Annotated in this window: 14 protein-coding genes; 11 read left to right on the top strand and 3 right to left on the bottom strand. The window is 53.4% G+C overall.

Going from position 1 to position 19,192, the window contains the following annotated elements; genetic code table 11:
* Window positions 1-7: 7 nt before the first annotated feature.
* The 8 genes from CU100_RS12330 to CU100_RS12295 all read left to right on the top strand — a co-directional run bounded on the left by CU100_RS12330 (window position 8) and on the right by CU100_RS12295 (window position 12,366).
* A complete protein-coding gene (locus tag CU100_RS12330) occupies window positions 8-1,114 on the top strand; it encodes a DegT/DnrJ/EryC1/StrS family aminotransferase (RefSeq protein ID WP_106716838.1) in 1,107 nt (368 codons plus the stop codon).
* Entirely contained in the window at window positions 1,012-2,142 is a 1,131-nt protein-coding gene (locus tag CU100_RS12325; RefSeq protein WP_210204087.1) for a glycosyltransferase family 4 protein, read from the top strand. Before CU100_RS12330 ends, CU100_RS12325 begins: the two co-directional genes overlap by 103 nt.
* Window positions 2,143-2,162: 20 nt before the next feature.
* On the top strand, window positions 2,163-3,176 hold the full coding sequence (locus CU100_RS12320) for a glycosyltransferase family 4 protein (protein ID WP_210204086.1): 1,014 nt from the start codon (window positions 2,163-2,165) through the stop codon (window positions 3,174-3,176).
* The gene (locus CU100_RS12315) at window positions 3,173-4,456 is read left to right on the top strand and encodes a glycosyltransferase family 4 protein (protein ID WP_106716835.1); all 1,284 of its coding nucleotides are present in this window, start codon (window positions 3,173-3,175) and stop codon (window positions 4,454-4,456) included. The genes CU100_RS12320 and CU100_RS12315 overlap by 4 nt, the downstream gene beginning before the upstream one ends.
* A 92-nt stretch (window positions 4,457-4,548) precedes the next feature.
* On the top strand, window positions 4,549-6,630 hold the full coding sequence (locus CU100_RS12310) for a DUF6311 domain-containing protein (protein ID WP_106716834.1): 2,082 nt from the start codon (window positions 4,549-4,551) through the stop codon (window positions 6,628-6,630).
* A gap of 76 nt (window positions 6,631-6,706) precedes the next feature.
* Window positions 6,707-8,851 (top strand): DUF6311 domain-containing protein, encoded by a 2,145-nt coding sequence (locus CU100_RS12305; protein WP_106716833.1) that lies wholly within the window; start codon window positions 6,707-6,709, stop codon window positions 8,849-8,851.
* 360 nt (window positions 8,852-9,211) lie between these two features.
* The gene (locus tag CU100_RS12300; protein ID WP_106716832.1) at window positions 9,212-9,478 is read left to right on the top strand and encodes a hypothetical protein; all 267 of its coding nucleotides are present in this window, start codon (window positions 9,212-9,214) and stop codon (window positions 9,476-9,478) included.
* A complete protein-coding gene (locus CU100_RS12295; RefSeq protein WP_170113807.1) occupies window positions 9,475-12,366 on the top strand; it encodes a glycosyltransferase family 4 protein in 2,892 nt (963 codons plus the stop codon). The genes CU100_RS12300 and CU100_RS12295 overlap by 4 nt, the downstream gene beginning before the upstream one ends.
* A 13-nt stretch (window positions 12,367-12,379) precedes the next feature.
* On the opposite strand, the gene CU100_RS12290 is transcribed toward CU100_RS12295, so the two are convergent.
* Window positions 12,380-13,663, bottom strand: a complete 1,284-nt coding sequence (locus CU100_RS12290; protein WP_106716830.1) for a glycosyltransferase family 4 protein — start codon at window positions 13,661-13,663, stop codon at window positions 12,380-12,382.
* A gap of 1,002 nt (window positions 13,664-14,665) precedes the next feature.
* Here CU100_RS12290 and CU100_RS12285 point away from each other — a divergent pair.
* The 3 genes from CU100_RS12285 (at window position 14,666) to CU100_RS12275 (ending at window position 18,142) form a co-directional block, all read left to right on the top strand.
* Entirely contained in the window at window positions 14,666-16,084 is a 1,419-nt protein-coding gene (locus tag CU100_RS12285) for a mannose-1-phosphate guanylyltransferase/mannose-6-phosphate isomerase (RefSeq protein ID WP_106716829.1), read from the top strand.
* 83 nt (window positions 16,085-16,167) lie between these two features.
* Complete coding sequence (gene gmd / locus CU100_RS12280) at window positions 16,168-17,142, top strand: GDP-mannose 4,6-dehydratase (protein WP_106716828.1); 975 nt, start codon at window positions 16,168-16,170, stop codon at window positions 17,140-17,142.
* 28 nt (window positions 17,143-17,170) lie between these two features.
* On the top strand, window positions 17,171-18,142 hold the full coding sequence (locus CU100_RS12275) for a GDP-mannose 4,6-dehydratase (protein ID WP_106716827.1): 972 nt from the start codon (window positions 17,171-17,173) through the stop codon (window positions 18,140-18,142).
* A 34-nt stretch (window positions 18,143-18,176) separates the two neighbouring features.
* On the opposite strand, the gene CU100_RS12270 is transcribed toward CU100_RS12275, so the two are convergent.
* A complete protein-coding gene (locus CU100_RS12270) occupies window positions 18,177-18,797 on the bottom strand; it encodes a YdeI/OmpD-associated family protein (protein ID WP_106717252.1) in 621 nt (206 codons plus the stop codon).
* A 36-nt stretch (window positions 18,798-18,833) separates the two neighbouring features.
* Window positions 18,834-19,112, bottom strand: coding sequence for a DUF2277 domain-containing protein (locus tag CU100_RS12265; protein WP_106716826.1), 279 nt, complete (start codon window positions 19,110-19,112; stop codon window positions 18,834-18,836).
* Between the last annotated feature and the right edge of the window lie 80 nt (window positions 19,113-19,192).

Here is a 19,192-nt window from a genome sequence, read left to right as displayed (position 1 = left end):
GATACAGATGAATCGCATTCCAGTTGCTCAACCAAAGCTTGGAGGCAAAGAGCGGGAGTATGTTCTCGATTGCCTCGATTCAAATTGGATATCTTCAGTAGGCAAGTATATCGGGGCTTTCGAAGAGGAATTCGCAAAATTCTGCGGCGTGAAACATGCAATTTCGACCAACAATGGTACGACTGCGTTGCATTTAGCCTTGGTGGCGCTAGGTGTCCAGCCTGGTGACGAAGTAATCGTCCCTACGGTGACCTATATCGCGACTGCAAACGCTGTTCAATATTGTGGTGCTAAACCTGTGTTGGTCGATGTCGATCCGATCACGATGAACATCGACCCAAGCGACATCGAACGAAAAATCTCGCCCCGGACCAAGGGCATTATTCCGGTCCATCTCTACGGGCACCCTGCAGATATGAAGGCTGTAAGGGAGATTGCCGATCGACACAGTCTCTTTGTCGTTGAAGACGCTGCCGAGGCACACGGCGCAAAAGTATACGGCCGCAAAGTGGGTGGACACGGAAACTGTGCAACGTTCAGCTTCTTTGGCAACAAAATCATTACCACCGGCGAAGGCGGAATGGTGACGACGGATGACGATGAACTGGCAGACAGGCTTAGACTGTTGCGCGGGCAGGGCATGGATTTGAAGCGTCGCTACTGGTTTCCCGTCGTCGGGTACAACTACCGCATGACGAACATTCAAGCAGCCATCGGTTTGGCCCAACTGGAGACGATTGAACAAGCGCTCTCCGACAGAAAGAAAATTGCTTGCTGGTATGACCAAGCATTGGGAGATATGACCGACAAGATTGTTTTACCGCTGCAGCACAACTGGGCCGAACCGGTTTTCTGGATGTACACTGTCTTCCTGCGGGAGGGGAGTGGAGAGCGGCGAGATGCTGTCATGCGCGAGCTCGACGATCTGGGCATTGAAACGCGCCCCGTTTTCTACCCCATGCATGTACTTCCGCCCTATCAGGAACAGAATTCCTATCCCGTCGCCGATCTATGGTCACCACGTGGTATCAATTTGCCGACCTATCAAGAGTTGACCCACCGCGACGTGCACCGTGTGGCGGATGGCCTGAAACAAGTACTCGAAAGAATATGAGAATCGCGCTGTGCTCGACCATTGTCCCATTCGTTTCTGGCGGGGCAAGAAATATTGTCGAATGGCTCCAGGCAATGCTCGAACGGGACGGTCATCAGGTAGAGCGCATCTACCTGCCCGAGCTGGACTCGCCTCAGTTATTGTTCAAACAGTTAGCTGCTTTTCGATGGATCGATCTTGAAGCAGCAGACAGGATAATCTGTTTCCGGCCTCAATCGCATCTGATTCCCCATCCGAACAAGGTATTGTGGTTTATTCATCACATTCGGCCCTTCTATGATCTGTGGGGCACAGAATATGGATTGGAAGATAACGCCGCGAACCGGGGAATAAAAAGCGCCCTCCTGGCCGTCGACAATAATGCCCTGCGGGAAGCGCGTAGCATTTTCACCAATTCCAAGGTTGTTGCGAAGCGCCTGGAGACATTCAACGGCGTCGATAGTGAGGTCTTGTACCCTCCTGTTTTCAACGCTGACAGGTATCACAGCCGGGAATTCAATGATGAGATCGTCTGTATCTGCAGGCTGGAACATCACAAAAGGCAGCACTTGTTGATTGAAGCCTTGCCGCTCACGAAATCTCCGGTCCGATTGCGACTATGCGGTGCAGGCAGCGCCATGGGCTACCCCGACTATCTGCGCCGGATCATTGGCGAACGAAACCTCGGCGACCGTATTATATTGGATAACAGGTGGATAAGCGAAGAGGAGAAGGTGGATCTCTTGGCAGATTGTCTGGCTGCCGCCTACATTCCCCTGGACGAGGACTCCTATGGCTACCCCAGCGTCGAAGCAAGTCACGCAAACAAGGCCATCTTAACAACATGGGATTCCGGCGGTGTTCTGGAATTGATTGAAGACGGATTCAACGGTCTTGTATCGGAACCGACACCGCAGGCATTGGCGGATGCGATGGATCGACTCTACATGGACCGCGCTCTAGCCAAGCGCATGGGTAAGAACAGCGCCGTTCGACTTGGCGATCTCAATATATCCTGGTCGCATGTTCTCGATCGGCTGCTTTCATGAAGGTGCTCATTGTAAATAATATGGCCCCTTTTGTTTGGGGTGGAGCCGAGGAACTCGCCGTCAACCTCCAAAAGAATCTCATTCTTTCCGGTCATGAGGCGGAGATACTTCGCATTCCATTTCAATGGGAACCGGCGACGCGAATTCCGTCGCAGATGATGATGGCGCGAGCGTTCGAACTCGATAATGTCGACAAGGTGATCGCCCTCAAATTCCCGGCCTATCTGATACGCCACCCTAACAAGTCGTTGTGGCTTCTGCACCAGTATCGGCAGGCTTATGACCTGTTTGACGTTGGCCAAACCAATTTGCCCGAAGGTGAACTGGGAAACGACATACGAAATTTGATCAGGAATGCCGACGATGAGACTTTTTCCGAAAGCAGGAAAATCTTCACGAATTCCATCGTAACGCAGCAGCGCCTCATGAAGTATAACGGATTTGCATCCGAGATCTTGCTTCCCCCTATCAATGACCCGGAAATTTTTCATAGCTCAGGCACGGGTGATTATGTTTTTGCCGGGGGCAGAATAAATGACATGAAGCGCCAGCACGTTTTGATAGAAGCGATGAAATATGCGACCCGCGACGTCAAATTGGTCGTCGCAGGGCCTCCGGACACGCCAGCAGATGGAGCCAAACTCGAGCGGATGGTTGAGCAATCGGGATTGGGCGACCGGATCAGGCTGGACCTTCGCATGCTGCCGCGATCGACTTATGCCGACTACATGCGAAATTCATTGGCAGTCGCATATATGCCTTTCGACGAAGATTCCCTCGGCTACGTGACAATGGAAGGCGCTTTAGCCGGCAAGGCTCTCATTACCACGTCAGACAGCGGTGGTGTAACCGGATTGGTCATTCCCGAACTGACCGGCTGGATAGCCGAGCCCAATCCTGCTTCTCTCGGGGAGGTGCTGTCCATGGCCTGTGAAAACCCGACGCGCTCAAAGGAGCTTGGAGCCGCTGCGAGAGAGTATTGGAACAGCCTGGGGATAGATTGGCCCGCTACCGTTGCGAGTTTGATGAGATGAAGCTGGCCGTCTTAACCCCTACATTGAAGATTTCAGCGATCGGTCGTGTCGCCAGCCTCGTTGCACGCTCGCTGGTCGCACAAGGGCACGATGTGGTCACCATCAGTTCCCAAAGTGAGGAATTGCTGGAACATGAGACTCATGATTTTCCCAGTCCACCGATCGCCTGGAATGACCACGCGCAAGTGAACGATGTGTTGCAAGGCCAAGCGGATGCCGTTGTCTATCACGTCGGAGACAATTATTCCTATCACAAAGGGTGCATTGAATGGATGCCGCGCTTCCGCGGTGTCGTTTGCCTCCATGATTTTTTTCTGGGCAATCTGTTTCTCGGCTGGCGAGAGAAAAATGTTCCGGAATCTTCGGCCATATTGACTGGTTGGTATGGATCCGCAGCAGCAAATGCCTTCTCCGGATTTGGGAACATCGACGATTTTATCGAGGGAACGAGGGAAACATCGCCCCTGACCGAGTGGATTTGCTCCATGGCCTCCGGGGTTGTCACACATAGTAGTTGGGGCGTCGACCGCGTGTTGAAATCTTGCCCCGGGCCGGTAAAGGTCGTGCCGCTTGCATATGACGCGGAAAACTTCGATGCAGCGGGGCCTGACCTGGACAAGGAAAAATTCAAACTCCTGACTGTCGGAAATGTGAATTTCAACAAGCGTGTCGAGTCGGTCATCACGTCAATCGGAAGAAGCTCCATACTCCGTGATCATACGATCTATCGTCTGGTGGGCGCAGTTCGGCCGGAGATACGCGAAAAGCTGAGCCGTCTGGCGAGCGAACATGGTGTGACCCTCCGCATTTCTGGGCAAATCGATGACACCGAGTTGAGGAAAGCAATGTTGGAGGCTGATGTTATCAGCTGCCTCCGATCACCGGTGCTCGAAGCCGCATCCGCGTCGGCGATAGAAGCCATGCTCTATGGCAAACCCACGGTGGTTACCAATTCTGGTTTTTACCAGGAAATTCCTGACAATTGCACGATGAAGATAGATCCAGCTGACGAGATCGCGTCCCTGCAATATGCACTGGAGCGTCTATTACAGGAAGACGACCTCCGGGTCTCGGTGGGAAGTTGCGCTCAAAAATGGGCTTCCAAAACATTCTCTTCAGATAATTATGCCGCCAGGTTGGTGGAGACCTCGGAACTCGCCAACGCCGCGGACCCGTTGATTTCAATGGCGAATACCTTTTCAGCCATTGTCAGAGGATGGGGTGGCGGCGAAAAGATCATGTCACTTGAAGAAACATTGTCACCGCTGAAGGTTTTCTAACCCCAGCAACGATCCTGATCATACAACAAATGGTCGAGGACTACGTAGGTTTCGCTTGACCATGTAGTATTCCTCTTGCAATGAGCACGTGCATGTACCCGGTAATAGCTGCGATCTTGGGATTAGCGCTGGCGTTCTTGATCTTCCCACATGATCTTGTAGTGGGGATCTCTCCATATTGGGATAATGTTCAGGGCGACAATGCGGCTAATTGGATTGGCTATGAGGCTTTCGCACGCGATACGTGGCATTGGCCAATCTTCAAGACAACCCTCCTATCCCCGCCCGAGGGCGTCAACGTCCTCTTCACCGATCCGATCCCCGGACTGGCACTTCTGGGGAAGTTGACGCTTAAGGCCACGGGCTGGTTGCCGAACTATTTCGGACCATGGCTACTCTTTGCCTACGCACTTCAGCCAGCAGTGGCATACTATCTCCTGAGAAGACTTTCCCTAACCAAGGTCTCCGCTTTTTTAGGAGCATTGTTCTTTCTGTTTGTGCCCGCATTCATCTTCAGGTACGGCCATTTTTCGCTTTTGGGACATTGGATACTGCTCGCCTCTCTGTTGGTATACTATTTCGTGGCTCAGGGCGGGAGTAGGGCAGCCATCTATGGTGGAGCGGCATTTACCTTTTCGATAATTCTGATCAACCCCTACCTCCTGGTCATGGCGATCGCGATCTACTGCGCGGCACTCGTGGATGGAGCGTTCAGCAGGAGAATTCCGGTTCTTCAGGCTGCAGCAGTCTGCGTCGCGCTTGCCATGAGTATAGTCGGCACAGCGTTTCTCTTCGGATTCGTGGAGATTGGAAGGCCAACGGCCGGGGGTGGCTTCGGCAGGTATTCGATGAACCTGCTATCTCCCATCATGCCTCAATTGAGCACGTGGCCCGGCCATGAAAAGTTCATCCTCGATGCCACCCGGGGTCAATACGAAGGATATAATTATCTCGGCGGCGGTATTCTCGGGCTCATCTTGATAGCAGCATTGTTTGCCTGGCAACCCGCCAAGGACTTTATAAGACGTTCGCCTGCGTTATTTATCTTCGCGGGTTTAATGGGGATTTATGCGTTATCTACCCAGATATACCTCGGCGACAAACTCTTAGCCTCTCTTGCACTCGATCAATTTGAGCCATTTGCCAAGTTCGCAGGTATGTTCCGATCCAGTGGACGGTTCTTCTGGCCTATGGGATACCTCATCCTTACCTGTGCAATCTATGCAATCTACATGCGGTTTGGTGCAAACAAATTTGCGTTGATTGCTACATCTGCGCTCGCCGTCCAAATAGGAGATGTCCGTCCGCTCATCTCCAGCGTGAGTGAACGAGCGCTTAAGGCTCCCCACAATCTCGATGCGTTGCAGTGGTCGGAGATCGCTCGCGCCCACAATGAAATACTTCTGCTTCCTCAGTTCTTGTGCATGAGTAGGAACAATCGAAAGTATGCCTACGATTTCGGCCAGCTTGCAGCGAGAAGCGGGCTGCCGACGAACTCCGCCATAATCAACCGTTCCGATGTCGACTGTGCGGCGGAGAGGTTGGCTTCATTCAAAGACCTAAAAGCGGCAGCAGTGCGCGATAACCCCTTGATTATCGCATTCAAGGACGCTTTCTCCAGAAATGCGATGGCGCTTGGGCAAAGTAGCCTTGCCTGCCGAGAGACTAGTTTCGCTTATGTCTGCTCTCCCAACGATTCCTCTATCGCTAATATTGGACCCGAGCTCGGCAGCCTCTCAACGATCCGGATTGGTGAGGAACATAGTGTCGCCGAGGGAGGAGAAGGGTTGCCGTTTCTGGCGGCCGGCTGGAGTGCCCCCTCTCAATGGGGTGTTTGGGGCCTTGGCCCGGAAAGTGTGTTTCTCGTAGCATTTGAAAAGGAAGTATGCGGAAACCTTGCATTCAGGGCCAAGATAAAGCCATTTGAATTGGCGGCTTATCTCGTGAAGGAGGTCCAAGTCACATCGGATTCCGGTCCATCTGTATCGTTCTCGATTGAGCAACCGGGTGAACAGGTCGTCACCATCCCGATTCCAATCGTCAGGTGTACCAACTCGCTCAAGCTTTCACTCAGGTTCTTCGACCTGAAATCACCCCATGATCTCGGATTCAATGACGATCCAAGGCGAATAAGCTGGGGTTTGCAATCTTTCTCCTTCCAGCATGTTTACTAGAGGAGCCCGGGAACTTACCACAACAGATCGATAACACTTGGACAGAGCGGATTCGCGTCCGGGGACATGAGGCACTATGGCAGGAACCGCGAATTCCACAGGGACATTTGGAACGACTCCGCGGAGCGCCGACCTTTCATTCATCGCCAGCGCCGCGATCTTGGGGGCCGCTTTCGCCTTCTGTCTGTTTCCCGTCGAACAATTACTGGACATGTGGATCTGGTGGCAGCGATCGGCTGGCGACATGGCGGCGGGACTGATCGGATATTTCGCGTTTGCTGTAGATGATTGGCGGTGGCCGATATTTCATACGGTGAGACTGGATCCCCCGCAGGGTGTGAACGTCATCTATACAGACCTGGTGCCGGTCCTCGCACTGGTGGGGAAAGGCGTCTACAACTTGACCGGGCAGGTGCCTTTGTACATGGGAAAATGGATTCTATTTTCCTATGTCATGCAATCTCTGATTGCCGCGCTGATATTCCGGCAGTTGGGGCTTTCGCGGATCTCGGCGTTGATTGGTGCCGCGATCATTCTGCTGATGCCCTCGTTTATGTTCAGGTTCGCCCATATCGGGCTTGTCGCGCATTTTCTCGTTCTGGCGTCGATCCTCTTCTATATCAGGACGACCACCGTAGCATCGGCCAAAGAAGTGGTATGGGAAGCCATCGCTATTGGTTGCTATATCCTGGTCAATCCATATCTGCTCGCCATGTCGGCCACGATATTTTTCGCGGGAGTATTGGATGCTGCCTATCGTGGACGGTTTTCATGGCGGTTCGCTGGAGCTTCGATCGCGATCACATCGAGCGTCACCGCCGCTCTGGCCATCATCTTTGGCATTGTCGGCCAGGACAGCGGCGTACCTTCAGTAGGCGGTTTCGGCCTTTACTCGATGAATCTGTTGTCTCCCTTTGTTCCGCAGCTGAGCAATCTACAAGGGAATGGCAATTACATCCTGGACGTCACGGGCGGACAATATGAAGGCTTCAACTATCTTGGGGCTGGCATACTTGTTCTTCTCGCTGCCGCGACCCTGATTCTCGTGAAGAAGCGACACTCGCGACATTACAACCATATGTTCCTTGTACTTGGTGTGGTGGCACTTACGCTCTTCGCGCTGTCCAACAGAATCTTTGTAGGAACGCAGCTGATAGTCCGGCTTCCATACCAGGATTTGCCCGTGCTGAGTTCACTGACATCTATTTTCAGGTCGAGCGGACGGTTTTTCTGGCCCGTCTCGTATCTAGTGGCAATCGTGTCCATTGTCGTTATCGCCCGCCAGATGAAGAGGTCGCATCTAGCGGCGGTCTTGGCGATCGCACTCTGCCTGCAGGCCTATGATCAGTGGCCAAACATCCGGCGAACACAGATTGCCAATTCATCCGAAGTCGACGCTCTCGACATAAATCTCTGGAGCAGTGCCGTCAGCAGCCATACAGAGGTTACGATTCACCCCGACTACTACTGTATCGATCCTGCGAAACATTCACTGGTAACGCAGTTGCAATTCCTGGCGGTTCGTAACCACCTTCCAGTGAATGCGGTATACATCAACCGCAAGTCTCCCGATTGCAGCACAAGATTTCCCGTCCGCTCATTGAGCGAGTTGGCGACTACGGCAGATCCATTGGTGGTCATATTCAACAAGAGATCCAGTCGCCAGTTGTTGAAAACAGATGCTGCCAAAGGTTTCGATTGCCGGGAGCTTCCGTACGCGTTTGTCTGCGCAAGAGAGACGAACAGCGCGACCATTCAACATATTGGCGAGGCGGTCACCGACCCGGTGATCCCACTCGGTATGGAGCTGAGTGTGCTCGGCGATGATGCCGGCGTGGGATTCCTGGCGTCCGGCTGGTCAATCCCCGAGCCAGCGATACGGTGGGCGGAAGGTGACACCAGCGCGATTGTCGGCGATCTTGTGAACCCCGTCTGCAACAGTCTGACTTTCCAGGCCAAAGCGATGCCCCTGGCTTTCGGAGGATACAGCGTTGGCGAACCGATATTGGCGTTGAATGGCAAAGACTATGGCAGACCTTCGACGATCAGCTCTGCAGATGGTGTTCTCAGTTATACGTTTGACTTGGGAGGAAACTGCGTGAAAAACGTCAACGTGGAATTGAAGTTTGACTCTTTGAAATCACCTGAGGATCTTGGCATGAGCGGAGACACACGAAGACTATCCCTCGCGTTCAAGTGGTATAAGTTCACTGGCGATTAGGGTTGCCGATGAGGTATCGCGCCCGTAAACCCGTGCTGGCCCGGGTGCCAGGCACGACTTTCGATGACGTCGGCCTGAAAGCGGACATGATTGGGCGCCATTGCGGGCAAACATGCTTGCTGGCGCAGAAGCAATCTGAAAAGAGTCATCAGGCTTGTTGGCGATCAATGTAGCCTCTCGCGGGGCGCACCGCCACAAGTCCGGAGCAACGAAAGTGTATGATCGACAAGTGGATACAGTATCGCCCAGAGCCCCCGCTGAACTGACGGTCGTTCATGCACCGCAGAGTGCCTGCAACCAGGCCAATTTCAACGAGCAACCAGGAAGCACCCGGACCTCGACGTCGCGGCGGTTTACGGCATGAATACCAGAACTCTCGCTCTGGCAACGTGGTCAAAGACGATTGCGCGTTTTGTTCTGGAGCGCGGGCTTCTATGGCTGCGCCATAGTCCACGCGCCAAGGCACTCGTGCTGCGCTCGCTGCGTGCCATACCGGCCCTTCAGCGCCGATTATTCACCTTTGCACAATCGCGGGGCAGCGGATTGAGCGCAGGTTGGACGCTGGAACCGGAACAAACAACGTTGGACGAATGGCAAAGGCTTCTCGACGATCGAGCGGAATCATGAAGGACAGTGTTCAAATGCGTCTCTGGATCGACGGGCAATGTTTGCAAACGGCCAGCCGCTTTCGGGGCATCGGCCGTTATGTAATGGATTTTATCGGGGCGATTGCCGACAACCACCCTGAAGTGGACTTATCGATCTCGTTCAATGCGGCCATGCCGAGCGAAGCCTTGATCGCCCGCGAGGCTGTCCGTTTTCTCGTCCGGCCCGCCAACATTCACGTTTGGCACGGCGCGGCGCAGGCGGGTGAGGCGATAGAAGGATATACGCCACAGCGGCGTCTGAGCGAGTTGGCCATTTCGCATCATGTCAATTGTCTGGCACCTGACATAGCCCTGTCGGCAAGCCCGTTCGAAGGATCGGTAGACATTGCGGTACCATTATTGCCGGAGCGTGGTTGCGTCATTCCAACGACTTCCATTTTTTACGACGCGATACCCTACCGATACAAGCGGTACCTCGATACCAAGTTGATGAGGGATTATTACCAGCGGAGGCTGAATTCTTACACAGGCTTCGCCGACAATCTGTGCATATCAGAGTTTTCTACCTCGGAACTCAAGTCAATTCATAATTCTATAAGTGCCGTGAACATTTCGGCGGGCATCTCCAACGAATTCATCCAAATAGAAAGAGAAGCTAAGGAAGTAAAACAAGGATTGGGAGAATTCATATTATATGTTGGTTCACTAGTCGGCCATAAAAACGTAAATGCTGTTATTGAATCCTTTGTTCATATCGACGGCATTCTTCCTGCTAACGGCTTGAAGTTAGTCATTGCGGGCGATGTCCAGAGCTCCCTCCTCAACAGCGTCAAAGCAAGCTGGGGCAGACTTGGTCTGTCATCCGAACGTCTGATCTGCCTCGGGCATGTTTCTGACGCCGAGTTGGTATCCCTCTACAAACAGGCAAAGGTCTTGGTCCAACCATCTTTCATGGAAGGTTTCGGACTTACCGCGCTTGAGGCAATTCATTGCGGAACGCCCGTCGTGGCCGCTCGTGCTGGAGCTTTGCCTGAGGTAGTTGGAATAGACGACCTGCTGTTCGATCCGTCATCTCCAAAGGAGCTTGCCAGCGTCATCGCACGGCTCCTCGATAATCCTGGCTGGTCGCGTGATCTGCAGAAGCAAATGCGAATGCATGCTGAACAGTTCACCTGGAAGCGCAGCGCGAAAACAGCGATTGAGCGGCTCAGCAAACTTGACAGACGCGATACCGGACGAGACGTTTTGAGTTCGCGAAGCCAAATTGCACCGTTGATCGATCTACATGGACTTGACACCGCAGTTGCCGCACGGACCCTGGCGCTAGCCGAACCCTTGTCGTCTCAGCGCCGCCTGCTGATCGACGCGACGTTCACCGGTCTGGTCACTCACAAGACCGGAATTCAGCGCGTCGTTAAAAAAATCTGCGAATCCATCGCGAACGATCAGGTGCGCAGTGTTGAGCAAATTCAGTTCGTGCTTTGCGATGACCCGAGTGGCTGGTTTGCAATGGACGGACGAACGCTAGAACGGCCGGAGAAAGAACCGGCCAACAAGGTTGTCATCGGCAGTGACACATTGTTGATGTTGGATAGTTCGTGGCATCTATTTGAATTGCACCAACCCCACCTTCGTGCCTGCCGATTACGTGGGGGGGAGGTGATAACATGCCTCTACGACACTGTTCCTATCCGGTCGGCTGCCTTCTGCGACCCCAACATGCCTGTCATGTTCAGTAAATGGCTGCGGTCTGCACTGATGTATTCCACGGGGTTCGTCTGCATTTCGCGAGCCGTGGCCGATGAACTCCTTGCACTGCTTGAGGCAATCGAATTTCCGCGCAGGATGAACGTAGGATATTGGCAACTTGGCGCTGACTTTAGTGGCGCGAGCGCTGCCGGCGAGACCGTGGGTACGCTCGCGACATCGCCAAGACCTCGATTCCTTATGGTGGGTACTTTAGAACCACGCAAGGGCCATCGGGTGGCGCTGGATGCGTTTGAGACTTTGTGGAGTGATGGTGTCGATGCCGAGCTCGTCCTGGTCGGGAAGACTGGCTGGGAGGTCACCCATTTGGTGGAGCGCATCCGCAATCATCCGGAATACGGTAAACGTCTACAGTGGCATGAAACTGTAAACGATGACGAATTGGGCAGGCTTTATGCGCAGTGCGATGCATTGATAGCGGCTTCCTTCGCGGAGGGCTTTGGGCTGCCGATCGTCGAGGCGGGACATTTCGGCAAACCAGTCCTGGCGAGCGACATTCCAGTATTCCGTGAAGTGGCAAAAGGCACGTCCGTTGCGCATTTCTTTACAGTTGGCGATCCTGCCGCCCTGGCCGACGCGGTCAACCAGTTTATCCGCTCGAATGACAAGGCTGATCCTTCGATGAGCGGCGGTCATTGGCCGAGTTGGGCGGAGAGTGCTGCCCAACTCAAGGAGGTCGTCCTGGGTCAGAACTGGTATAGGACATATGAGCCGGACGCGCAAAATTCGCGGGGTTCGATTACAGACATTGGTCACACACAAATGAGTGGCCAATTGGATGAAACGCAACGTGCTCATCGGCTCGATGTTGTTGAGGGGCCTTACCCCACTGACGATGGTCGAACCCGCAAGATAGTTGTCGCCGCTACCAACCTGACCGACAAAGTATGGTCGAGCTTGGGCTCGGCAAACGAGGGCGGGGTAACCCTTAGCTACCACTTACTCGATCGTGCGGGCCGAGATCTTCAGGTCAAGAATGCATATACGCCCATACCGTTCGTCCTGGCGCCGGGCGACACGATATACATGGCGCTGAAAGTGCCGACCGATCTGGTGGAGCAAGGCGCGAGCTTTGCGGACATCGAACTTGTGCAAGGAAATTCAAACTGGTTGGGCACTCCGCTGCGTGTCAGTCTATAACGTGGCAGGATGATCATGCTCGTCCAAGTTCGAGTTCATCGATGCGCCGCTCGATTTCAGCACCGACTGACGCCACACCATACTTGCGATCGACCAGCATTTTTCCTGCTGCCGCTTTGCGCCGGCTTGAATCGCGATCTGAAAAAGCAAGCTTGAACGCTTTGACCGCAGCCTCCAGATCCGGCTCTGCCCAAACCTGGTCCGACGACCAAGTATATTCATTTGGCTCAACCGGAATCAAATTATATGCCACGGGATAGCCGGTATCCTCAGAAAGAAAATCTGTGCTCCCGGAATAGTCCGTCCCAATGACGATCTTTCCAAAGCTCATCGCCTCCACCATACCAAGTCCGAAGCCCTCGGCGCGGTGTAGGGAGACATAGCAATCGCAGGCTCGGATGAGGCCCAGTACTTCCTTGCGTGACAAGGTCTTGTCGATAAGCTGAATTCGTGGATCTGCCTCCGCTGCAACCCGGATTTTTTCCTTTATGTCCGGGTGATGCAACTCAGATCCCGTAGACTTGATTACCAAGCTGACGTTTTCATTGTGATGGGGAAAGGCTGCCAGAAACGCGTCGAGAACGCCCAGTGGATTTTTTCGATGAGGGGACGAGTAGTAGTCGAATGAAAAGAGGAAGTAGAATTGATTGCTTTCCAGCCCCAAAGCGGCGCGGTCTGGATATTCAGTGTCCTCGATAACAACACACGGAGGAATAATGGTAATTGGGCCGGCAAAAATGCGCCTGAATGCGTCGTGAACGAATTGATTGGGTACCCAAATTTCATCAATCCCGTCCAGCATCGGCTCCCATTCGCGAGGAGCTTTCGCGAGCTCCCAGTAGGTCCGGAGAATGTTGTAGCTGCCGGCGATGTGCCGAGGGTCCACAGTTCTGAACACGGCGGGTACCTGGTCTGCAGCGACCTCGATCATGTTGAAATCGTAGCGATGCTGGCGATCATACCGCTCGGGCATAAACTCACCGATGATGCGTGTTTCCACGCCTACGCGATAAGGATAGACACCGAACTTCAAACCTCGATGTGCCGCAGCTTTAATCATGCCACGCAAGGATTCACCGAGACCCAAACCTGCTTGCACGTACCCTATAAACAGAATACCCCTTTTATTGGGGAAAGGTCTGAAAGGCTGAAGTAAGTGCTGCCTGTATTTTTGCAGAAGTGTTTGGCTTATTTTCCACACCCGAAATTTGGCAGACGAAGTCGCTCGGCTCCATTTGCCAACGGGGTCACGCTCTTTCAAGGTTGTCTTGAGCGAATTTGCCGGACGTTTCAGCATACGGATCAAATGCTTCTTTTCTTGCGAGTAATGCCCAACGAGCGTGCTGGAGAAACGATCAATGGCAGTTCAGGACCCCATTACTTCTAGCAAATCTGTACGCCTCATCACTCAATGTGCGCAACGTGTCATCATGGATGTCTACGCGGCAAGCCATGCCGCTAGGTGATCGACTGTATCCCGTATGTCAATAGATGCCTCCACATCAATTCTGCCGGAGACGAAGCCTTGCTTCTTGGCTAGCCTTCGAAAGGAGAGGGATGCAAAACATCAACCAGCTAGTGGTTCTTTCAGGTGATGGCAGGAGGTGCCGGCGCATAGATCATGCATTCAGCGGTGAGTTCCGGGCTGTGAACTTGTCGGTCTCAACAGTCGTGATATCGCCTAGTGATCACTCGGCAACACGCTATTCAAGTGTAGCCCGTCAGTTGCTTACTATATGCGTTAAATAGATCACGGGTCCCTCCAGCGGCGCCAGATCATAATTTATCTGATCGGCCGGCCGTAGATTCTCGGGTTTTGTGGTCTTGGAAGTCTGACGGTCTCTTTCTCTATGGATTCTGACCGCTTCCGTCGTTTCCAGTTCAATCGCGTTTGCCATGACGACTCCTCTGACTCTAGAGCCTTGTTATTGTGGTCACAGGAGAACACAACGGAAACGACGAGTCCACTGTAGCGTCGGCATCAGATCGGCTTAGACCCTGCACCTTTTGGACAATCCCTTTCAGCAGTCGGCGAGACGTCGCCGAACGTTGCGCATGCGAAAACTTCGCCGATGGTTGTCACGTCCTTTCAAAACTACTAAACGATCCACAATGTCGGCTGCCGAGGGGACGCCGCCGGCGAAAGTTTTCGCTGGGAAGACTTGCACATTGGTGAACAGACGATGAGTACTCAAAATTCGAGCTTAGCGGCTTTCGCAGCCCGGTTTCCGAACTGACCGATGCGATTTGCCAACCTTTTTTGGTGTGCCGGCCGAGAATATCCTGGAGTTGAAGAATAATGAAGATAATTCCCACCATTATGAGCGGCGGCGCTGGTGCGCGGTTATGGCCGGTATCACGCGAAGCCCATCCAAAACCGTTCATCAAACTTGCTGATGGCAAAAGCTTGCTGCAGCACGCGTTTCTACGAGCGGCTTTGCTGCCAGGGGTAGAGCAGATCCTGACGATTACCAATCGCGAGCTTTTCTTCAAATCAGAGGATGAGTACAGCGAAGTCAATGCATCAGGCGTGGGTTGCACTTACCTGCTTGAGCCGATGGGGCGCGATACGGCAGCTGCGACAGCGATTGCCGCTCTCTATGTTCAGCAGATCTACGGCGACGATGCCATCATTCTGCTTTTTCCGGCAGATCACATGATCAGCGATCTTGACGCCTTTCGTGCTGCCGGCGTGCAGGCGATCGAACTTGCTTCGCGCGGACGCCTGGTTACCTTTGGCATCGATCCTGAATATCCCGAAACCGGTTATGGCTACATCGAAGCTGACGGGCAGAATGTCCTTCGCTTCGTCGAAAAACCGGACCTTGCCAAGGCAAAGGAATATATTGCGGCGGGTCGATTTTATTGGAACTCCGGAATGTTCTGCTTTTCAGCGGGAACAATGATCGGCCTGATGCAACAGCATTGCCCGGACATCCTTGACCAATGCCGCAGGAGCCTGGTTGAAGCTCACCAGTCAAATGTAGCAAGTGGCACCCAACTAACGCTCGATCGCGAGTCGTTCGCCTTGGTGCCCAAGAATTCCATTGACTACGCGATACTCGAAAAAGCCGAAAATGTTGCAATGATAGGCTGCAATATCGGTTGGACCGACATCGGCTCCTGGAATGCTCTGTCCGACCTGATCGAACCCGACGGGTCAGGAAACCGGATCAATGGCGACACTGTTCTTGTTGGAACCGAAAATTGCTTCATTCAAAGTAGCGGCGACCGTCTTGTCGGTACCGTCGGTGTTCAGGATCTCGTGATTGTTGATTCGGCTGATGCGGTTCTGGTTGCCCACAAAGATCGCGCCCAGGATGTAAAGCAACTTTTCACGCAGTTGAAGGCGAACGGTCATGAGGCGCACAGTTTGCATCGAACGGTCCATCGTCCGTGGGGTACCTATACCACTCTTGAAGAAGGTCCGAGATTCAAGATCAAGCGTATCGAGGTCAAGCCGGGTGCGAGCTTGAGCCTTCAAATGCACCATCACAGGTCCGAGCATTGGGTGGTTGTCAGTGGGACAGCGAAGGTCGTCAATGGCGAACAGGAACTCATTCTTAATACGAATGAATCGACTTATATCCCTTGCGGGCATAAACATCGGCTTGAAAATCCCGGAATCATGCGACTTGTTATGATAGAGGTGCAGAGCGGGGATTATCTTGGTGAAGATGACATTGTGCGATTCGACGATGTGTATGGGCGCCAATAGGGTCCGACTGGAGCGGCTCTGGCTGCTGCAAGAGCTGACAAGACGTCATTGACTTAAAAGTATATTGATTCAGGAGAATTCGTTTGGCTAAGAAAGCGTTGGTAACAGGGATCACCGGGCAAGATGGCGCATATCTCGCACAATTCCTGCTTGAAAAAGGCTATGAAGTTCACGGTCTAGCACGACGTTCCAGTACCTCAGACGTTAATTTGACCCGGCTCGAATGGCTGGGTATCGAGAACGACGTCCGCATCATCGATGGCAATTTGCTGGACCTCTCTGGCCTCATTCGAACGATGAAGGACGTCGAACCTGACGAGGTTTACAATCTTGCCGCTCAGTCGTTTGTCAAATCGTCCTGGCAGCAGCCGTTCTTGACAGGCCAGGTTACCGCTCTTGGCGTCACCAACGTACTTGAGGCGGTGCGCCTCGAAAAGCCTGACGCCCGTTTTTACCAGGCCTCCTCTTCGGAGATGTACGGACTTATCCAAGAACCCATGCAATCCGAGACCACGCCTTTCTACCCGCGGTCACCCTATGCGGTAGCCAAGCTCTATGGACACTGGCTGACGGTGAATTACCGTGAAAGTTTCGGTCTTCATGCGTCGAGTGGCATATTGTTCAATCACGAGTCACCATTGCGAGGGATCGAGTTTGTCACGCGCAAGGTGACCAACGCGGTGGCGCGTATCAAGCTTGGACTGGCCAAGGAACTTCGCCTCGGAAATATCGATGCGAAACGCGATTGGGGCCACTCCAAGGATTATGTTCGTGCCATGTGGATGATGGTGCAACAGGACGTTGCGGACGATTATGTCATTGCGACTGGACGCACTACGACGGTGCGCCATATGTGCGAAATTGCGTTCAGCCACGCCGGCTTGAATATCGACGACTATCTGATCATCGACCCTACGTTGTTCCGGCCGGCGGAAGTCGATGTTCTCTTGGGTAATCCGAAAAAAGCGAAGGACAAGTTTGGCTGGGAACCGAAAATTTCGCTCGAGGAAATGATTACCGAGATGGTCGACGCGGACCTGAAGCGGCTGAGCAGATGAGTGAAGCTTTGTCGAAAAGTGTTCAAAGATGACATTAGACACGTCATTCGAGCACCGTATTCTCATCACAGGTGCCAATGGATTTGTTGGGTATTGGCTTCAGGAAGAATTCAAAACGCGACAGCGTGAGCATGACATAACCATCTTCCCGGTCGGTTACAGTACGACCGAGGGCAGGACGTTGGATGTCAGAGAGTATGACGACATCGTTGATGTGGTGCATGAGTGCCGGCCAACATCAATCATTCATTTGGCCGCCATGGCCGCGCCCACCGAAGCGCACAAGATTCCGCGGGTGGCTTGGGATATAAATGTCACCGGCACGATGAACATGGCGTATGCGACCATGGAAGCGGCGCCCGCCGCCAAGTTCATCTTTGTGAGCAGTTCAGAAACGTACGGGGCGTCCTTCAACGAATTCATGGGAGAGCCTGTCGGCGAGAATGTTGTGCTCAAGCCGATGAATGCGTACGGCGCCAGCAAGGCGGCGGCCGATGTGCTAGTGGGCCAACTTGCCCATGATGGGTTGAATACAATCAGGTTTCGGCCGTTCAATCATACTGGGCCGGGTCAGACCGACGCCTACGTCGTGGCTGCTTTTGCCAAACAGCTGGCGGAAATATCTATTGGCTTACGTCCCCCGGTTATGAGCGTAGGCAACCTCCTGGCACATCGCGATTTTTTGGATGTGCGCGATGTGGTTCGAGCTTATGCCGACAGTGCTCTTCTGGATTTCCCCTCAACTCGGGGGCAAGTTTTCAATCTTGCATCGGGCAGAACTCTACAAATACAGGATATTCTTGATACGTTGATCCGCCTTTCGGGTCAGAAAATCGATGTCCAGGTCGACCCGCAACGTTTGCGCCCCAGCGCAGTCGCAAGCGCTTCCGGCAATGCGACTGCCGTCTATCGGGCAATGGGCTGGAAGCCAGAGATTTCGTTTGAAAAAACATTGGCCGATGTGTTCGAGTATTGGAAAGCGCGCGTGACGGACTCATAGCGAGTAGTCGTTGTCATTATAAGCGCCGAGGAAGCTATCGCTCCGTGGCGCCCCTCCCAGCAAGGATCTTGTCGCGGAAGCTCGCAATGCGGGAAATTCGCGTTTCAGGCTTCTTGGCCGAGTTGAGGTTGAACAGATAGCTGTTCTGTCTGCCCGGCGTCAGGTTGTGAAAAGCCTCTGCAAGCTCGGGATCGGAATCCAGCGCCTCTACCAATTCATCCGGCAGTTCGATCTCGCGTTCCTCTTTCGGCGGCTTGATTCCGGCCTCCGCATACCCCATCGCCTCCTTCAAATAGGACACAATGACCGGCTCCATCTCCGCGACTTGTGCATTGTCGACAAAGCGGATCATGTCGGGGTTCCGGGTGTTCGGTCCCTGCTTCTCGAGTATACTTTCAGGGTCCTTCATCAGTGCGGCATTGAAGAAGGTCAGGCGAAAATCGCCGCGGAAGGCACCGAAGATCACGATATTGCGTCCTTCGTGCATGTAGCAGGGATGCGCCCACTTGACCTTCTCGACAAGCCCTGACGCGCGGCAGATGCGGCGAAGATCGCTTAATCCCTGCGCCCATTGCCGCGTTGAGCAATCCGGGGTTGCGAACCGCTCGCAACGGCCGCATCCGATCGTGAAGAAGTCCTCGATATCCGTGATCATTTCCATTGCCGGGCTTCCGTTAGTATAGCTTGATTCTCAGCCGAACTCGCGGGCGAACCGCGCTTTTGACCTTTCGCGAGCCTTTTCCGCCTCCTCGATGCGATCGCGGGCCGGGGCATGCGTATGCAAGGAAGCAAGAAGTCTCCGGGCAGCCTCGGAAACTTCGCCCACGGCACGATCGAACGCTTCGGCATTTGCCTGAGATGGCTTGTTGAAGCCTGAGAGCTTGCGGACAAATTGCAGCGATGAGGCATGAATTTCGTCCTCGGTTGCTGGCGGATCGAAGTTGAACAATGTCTTGATGTTTCGACACATGGCTCGTCTCCCTGTTGTTTCACATGAGCATAGCCATGTTAGTGGGCGAGTTCCAGTCGTTGCAACAGACCCCGCAGAGC

The organism is Phyllobacterium endophyticum (assembly GCF_003010935.1).
GTDB classification, from domain to species: domain Bacteria; phylum Pseudomonadota; class Alphaproteobacteria; order Rhizobiales; family Rhizobiaceae; genus Phyllobacterium; species Phyllobacterium endophyticum.
Note: the sequence above shows the minus strand (reverse complement) of the source record. Positions and strands in the feature narration are given on the sequence as shown.

Excerpts from the sequence above, each read along its gene's own strand:
- CU100_RS12330 (WP_106716838.1), top strand. The coding sequence starts at position 8 with ATGAATCGCATTCCAGTTGCTCAACCAAAGCTTGGAGGCAAAGAGCGG.
- CU100_RS12325 (WP_210204087.1), top strand. The coding sequence starts at position 1,012 with ATGGTCACCACGTGGTATCAATTTGCCGACCTATCAAGAGTTGACCCA.
- CU100_RS12320 (WP_210204086.1), top strand. The coding sequence starts at position 2,163 with ATGGCCCCTTTTGTTTGGGGTGGAGCCGAGGAACTCGCCGTCAACCTC.
- CU100_RS12315 (WP_106716835.1), top strand. The coding sequence starts at position 3,173 with ATGAAGCTGGCCGTCTTAACCCCTACATTGAAGATTTCAGCGATCGGT.
- CU100_RS12310 (WP_106716834.1), top strand. The coding sequence starts at position 4,549 with ATGTACCCGGTAATAGCTGCGATCTTGGGATTAGCGCTGGCGTTCTTG.
- CU100_RS12305 (WP_106716833.1), top strand. The coding sequence starts at position 6,707 with ATGGCAGGAACCGCGAATTCCACAGGGACATTTGGAACGACTCCGCGG.
- CU100_RS12300 (WP_106716832.1), top strand. The coding sequence starts at position 9,212 with ATGAATACCAGAACTCTCGCTCTGGCAACGTGGTCAAAGACGATTGCG.
- CU100_RS12295 (WP_170113807.1), top strand. The coding sequence starts at position 9,475 with ATGAAGGACAGTGTTCAAATGCGTCTCTGGATCGACGGGCAATGTTTG.
- CU100_RS12290 (WP_106716830.1), bottom strand. The coding sequence starts at position 13,663 with ATGCTGAAACGTCCGGCAAATTCGCTCAAGACAACCTTGAAAGAGCGT.
- CU100_RS12285 (WP_106716829.1), top strand. The coding sequence starts at position 14,666 with ATGAAGATAATTCCCACCATTATGAGCGGCGGCGCTGGTGCGCGGTTA.
- CU100_RS12275 (WP_106716827.1), top strand. The coding sequence starts at position 17,171 with ATGACATTAGACACGTCATTCGAGCACCGTATTCTCATCACAGGTGCC.
- CU100_RS12270 (WP_106717252.1), bottom strand. The coding sequence starts at position 18,797 with ATGATCACGGATATCGAGGACTTCTTCACGATCGGATGCGGCCGTTGC.
- CU100_RS12265 (WP_106716826.1), bottom strand. The coding sequence starts at position 19,112 with ATGTGTCGAAACATCAAGACATTGTTCAACTTCGATCCGCCAGCAACC.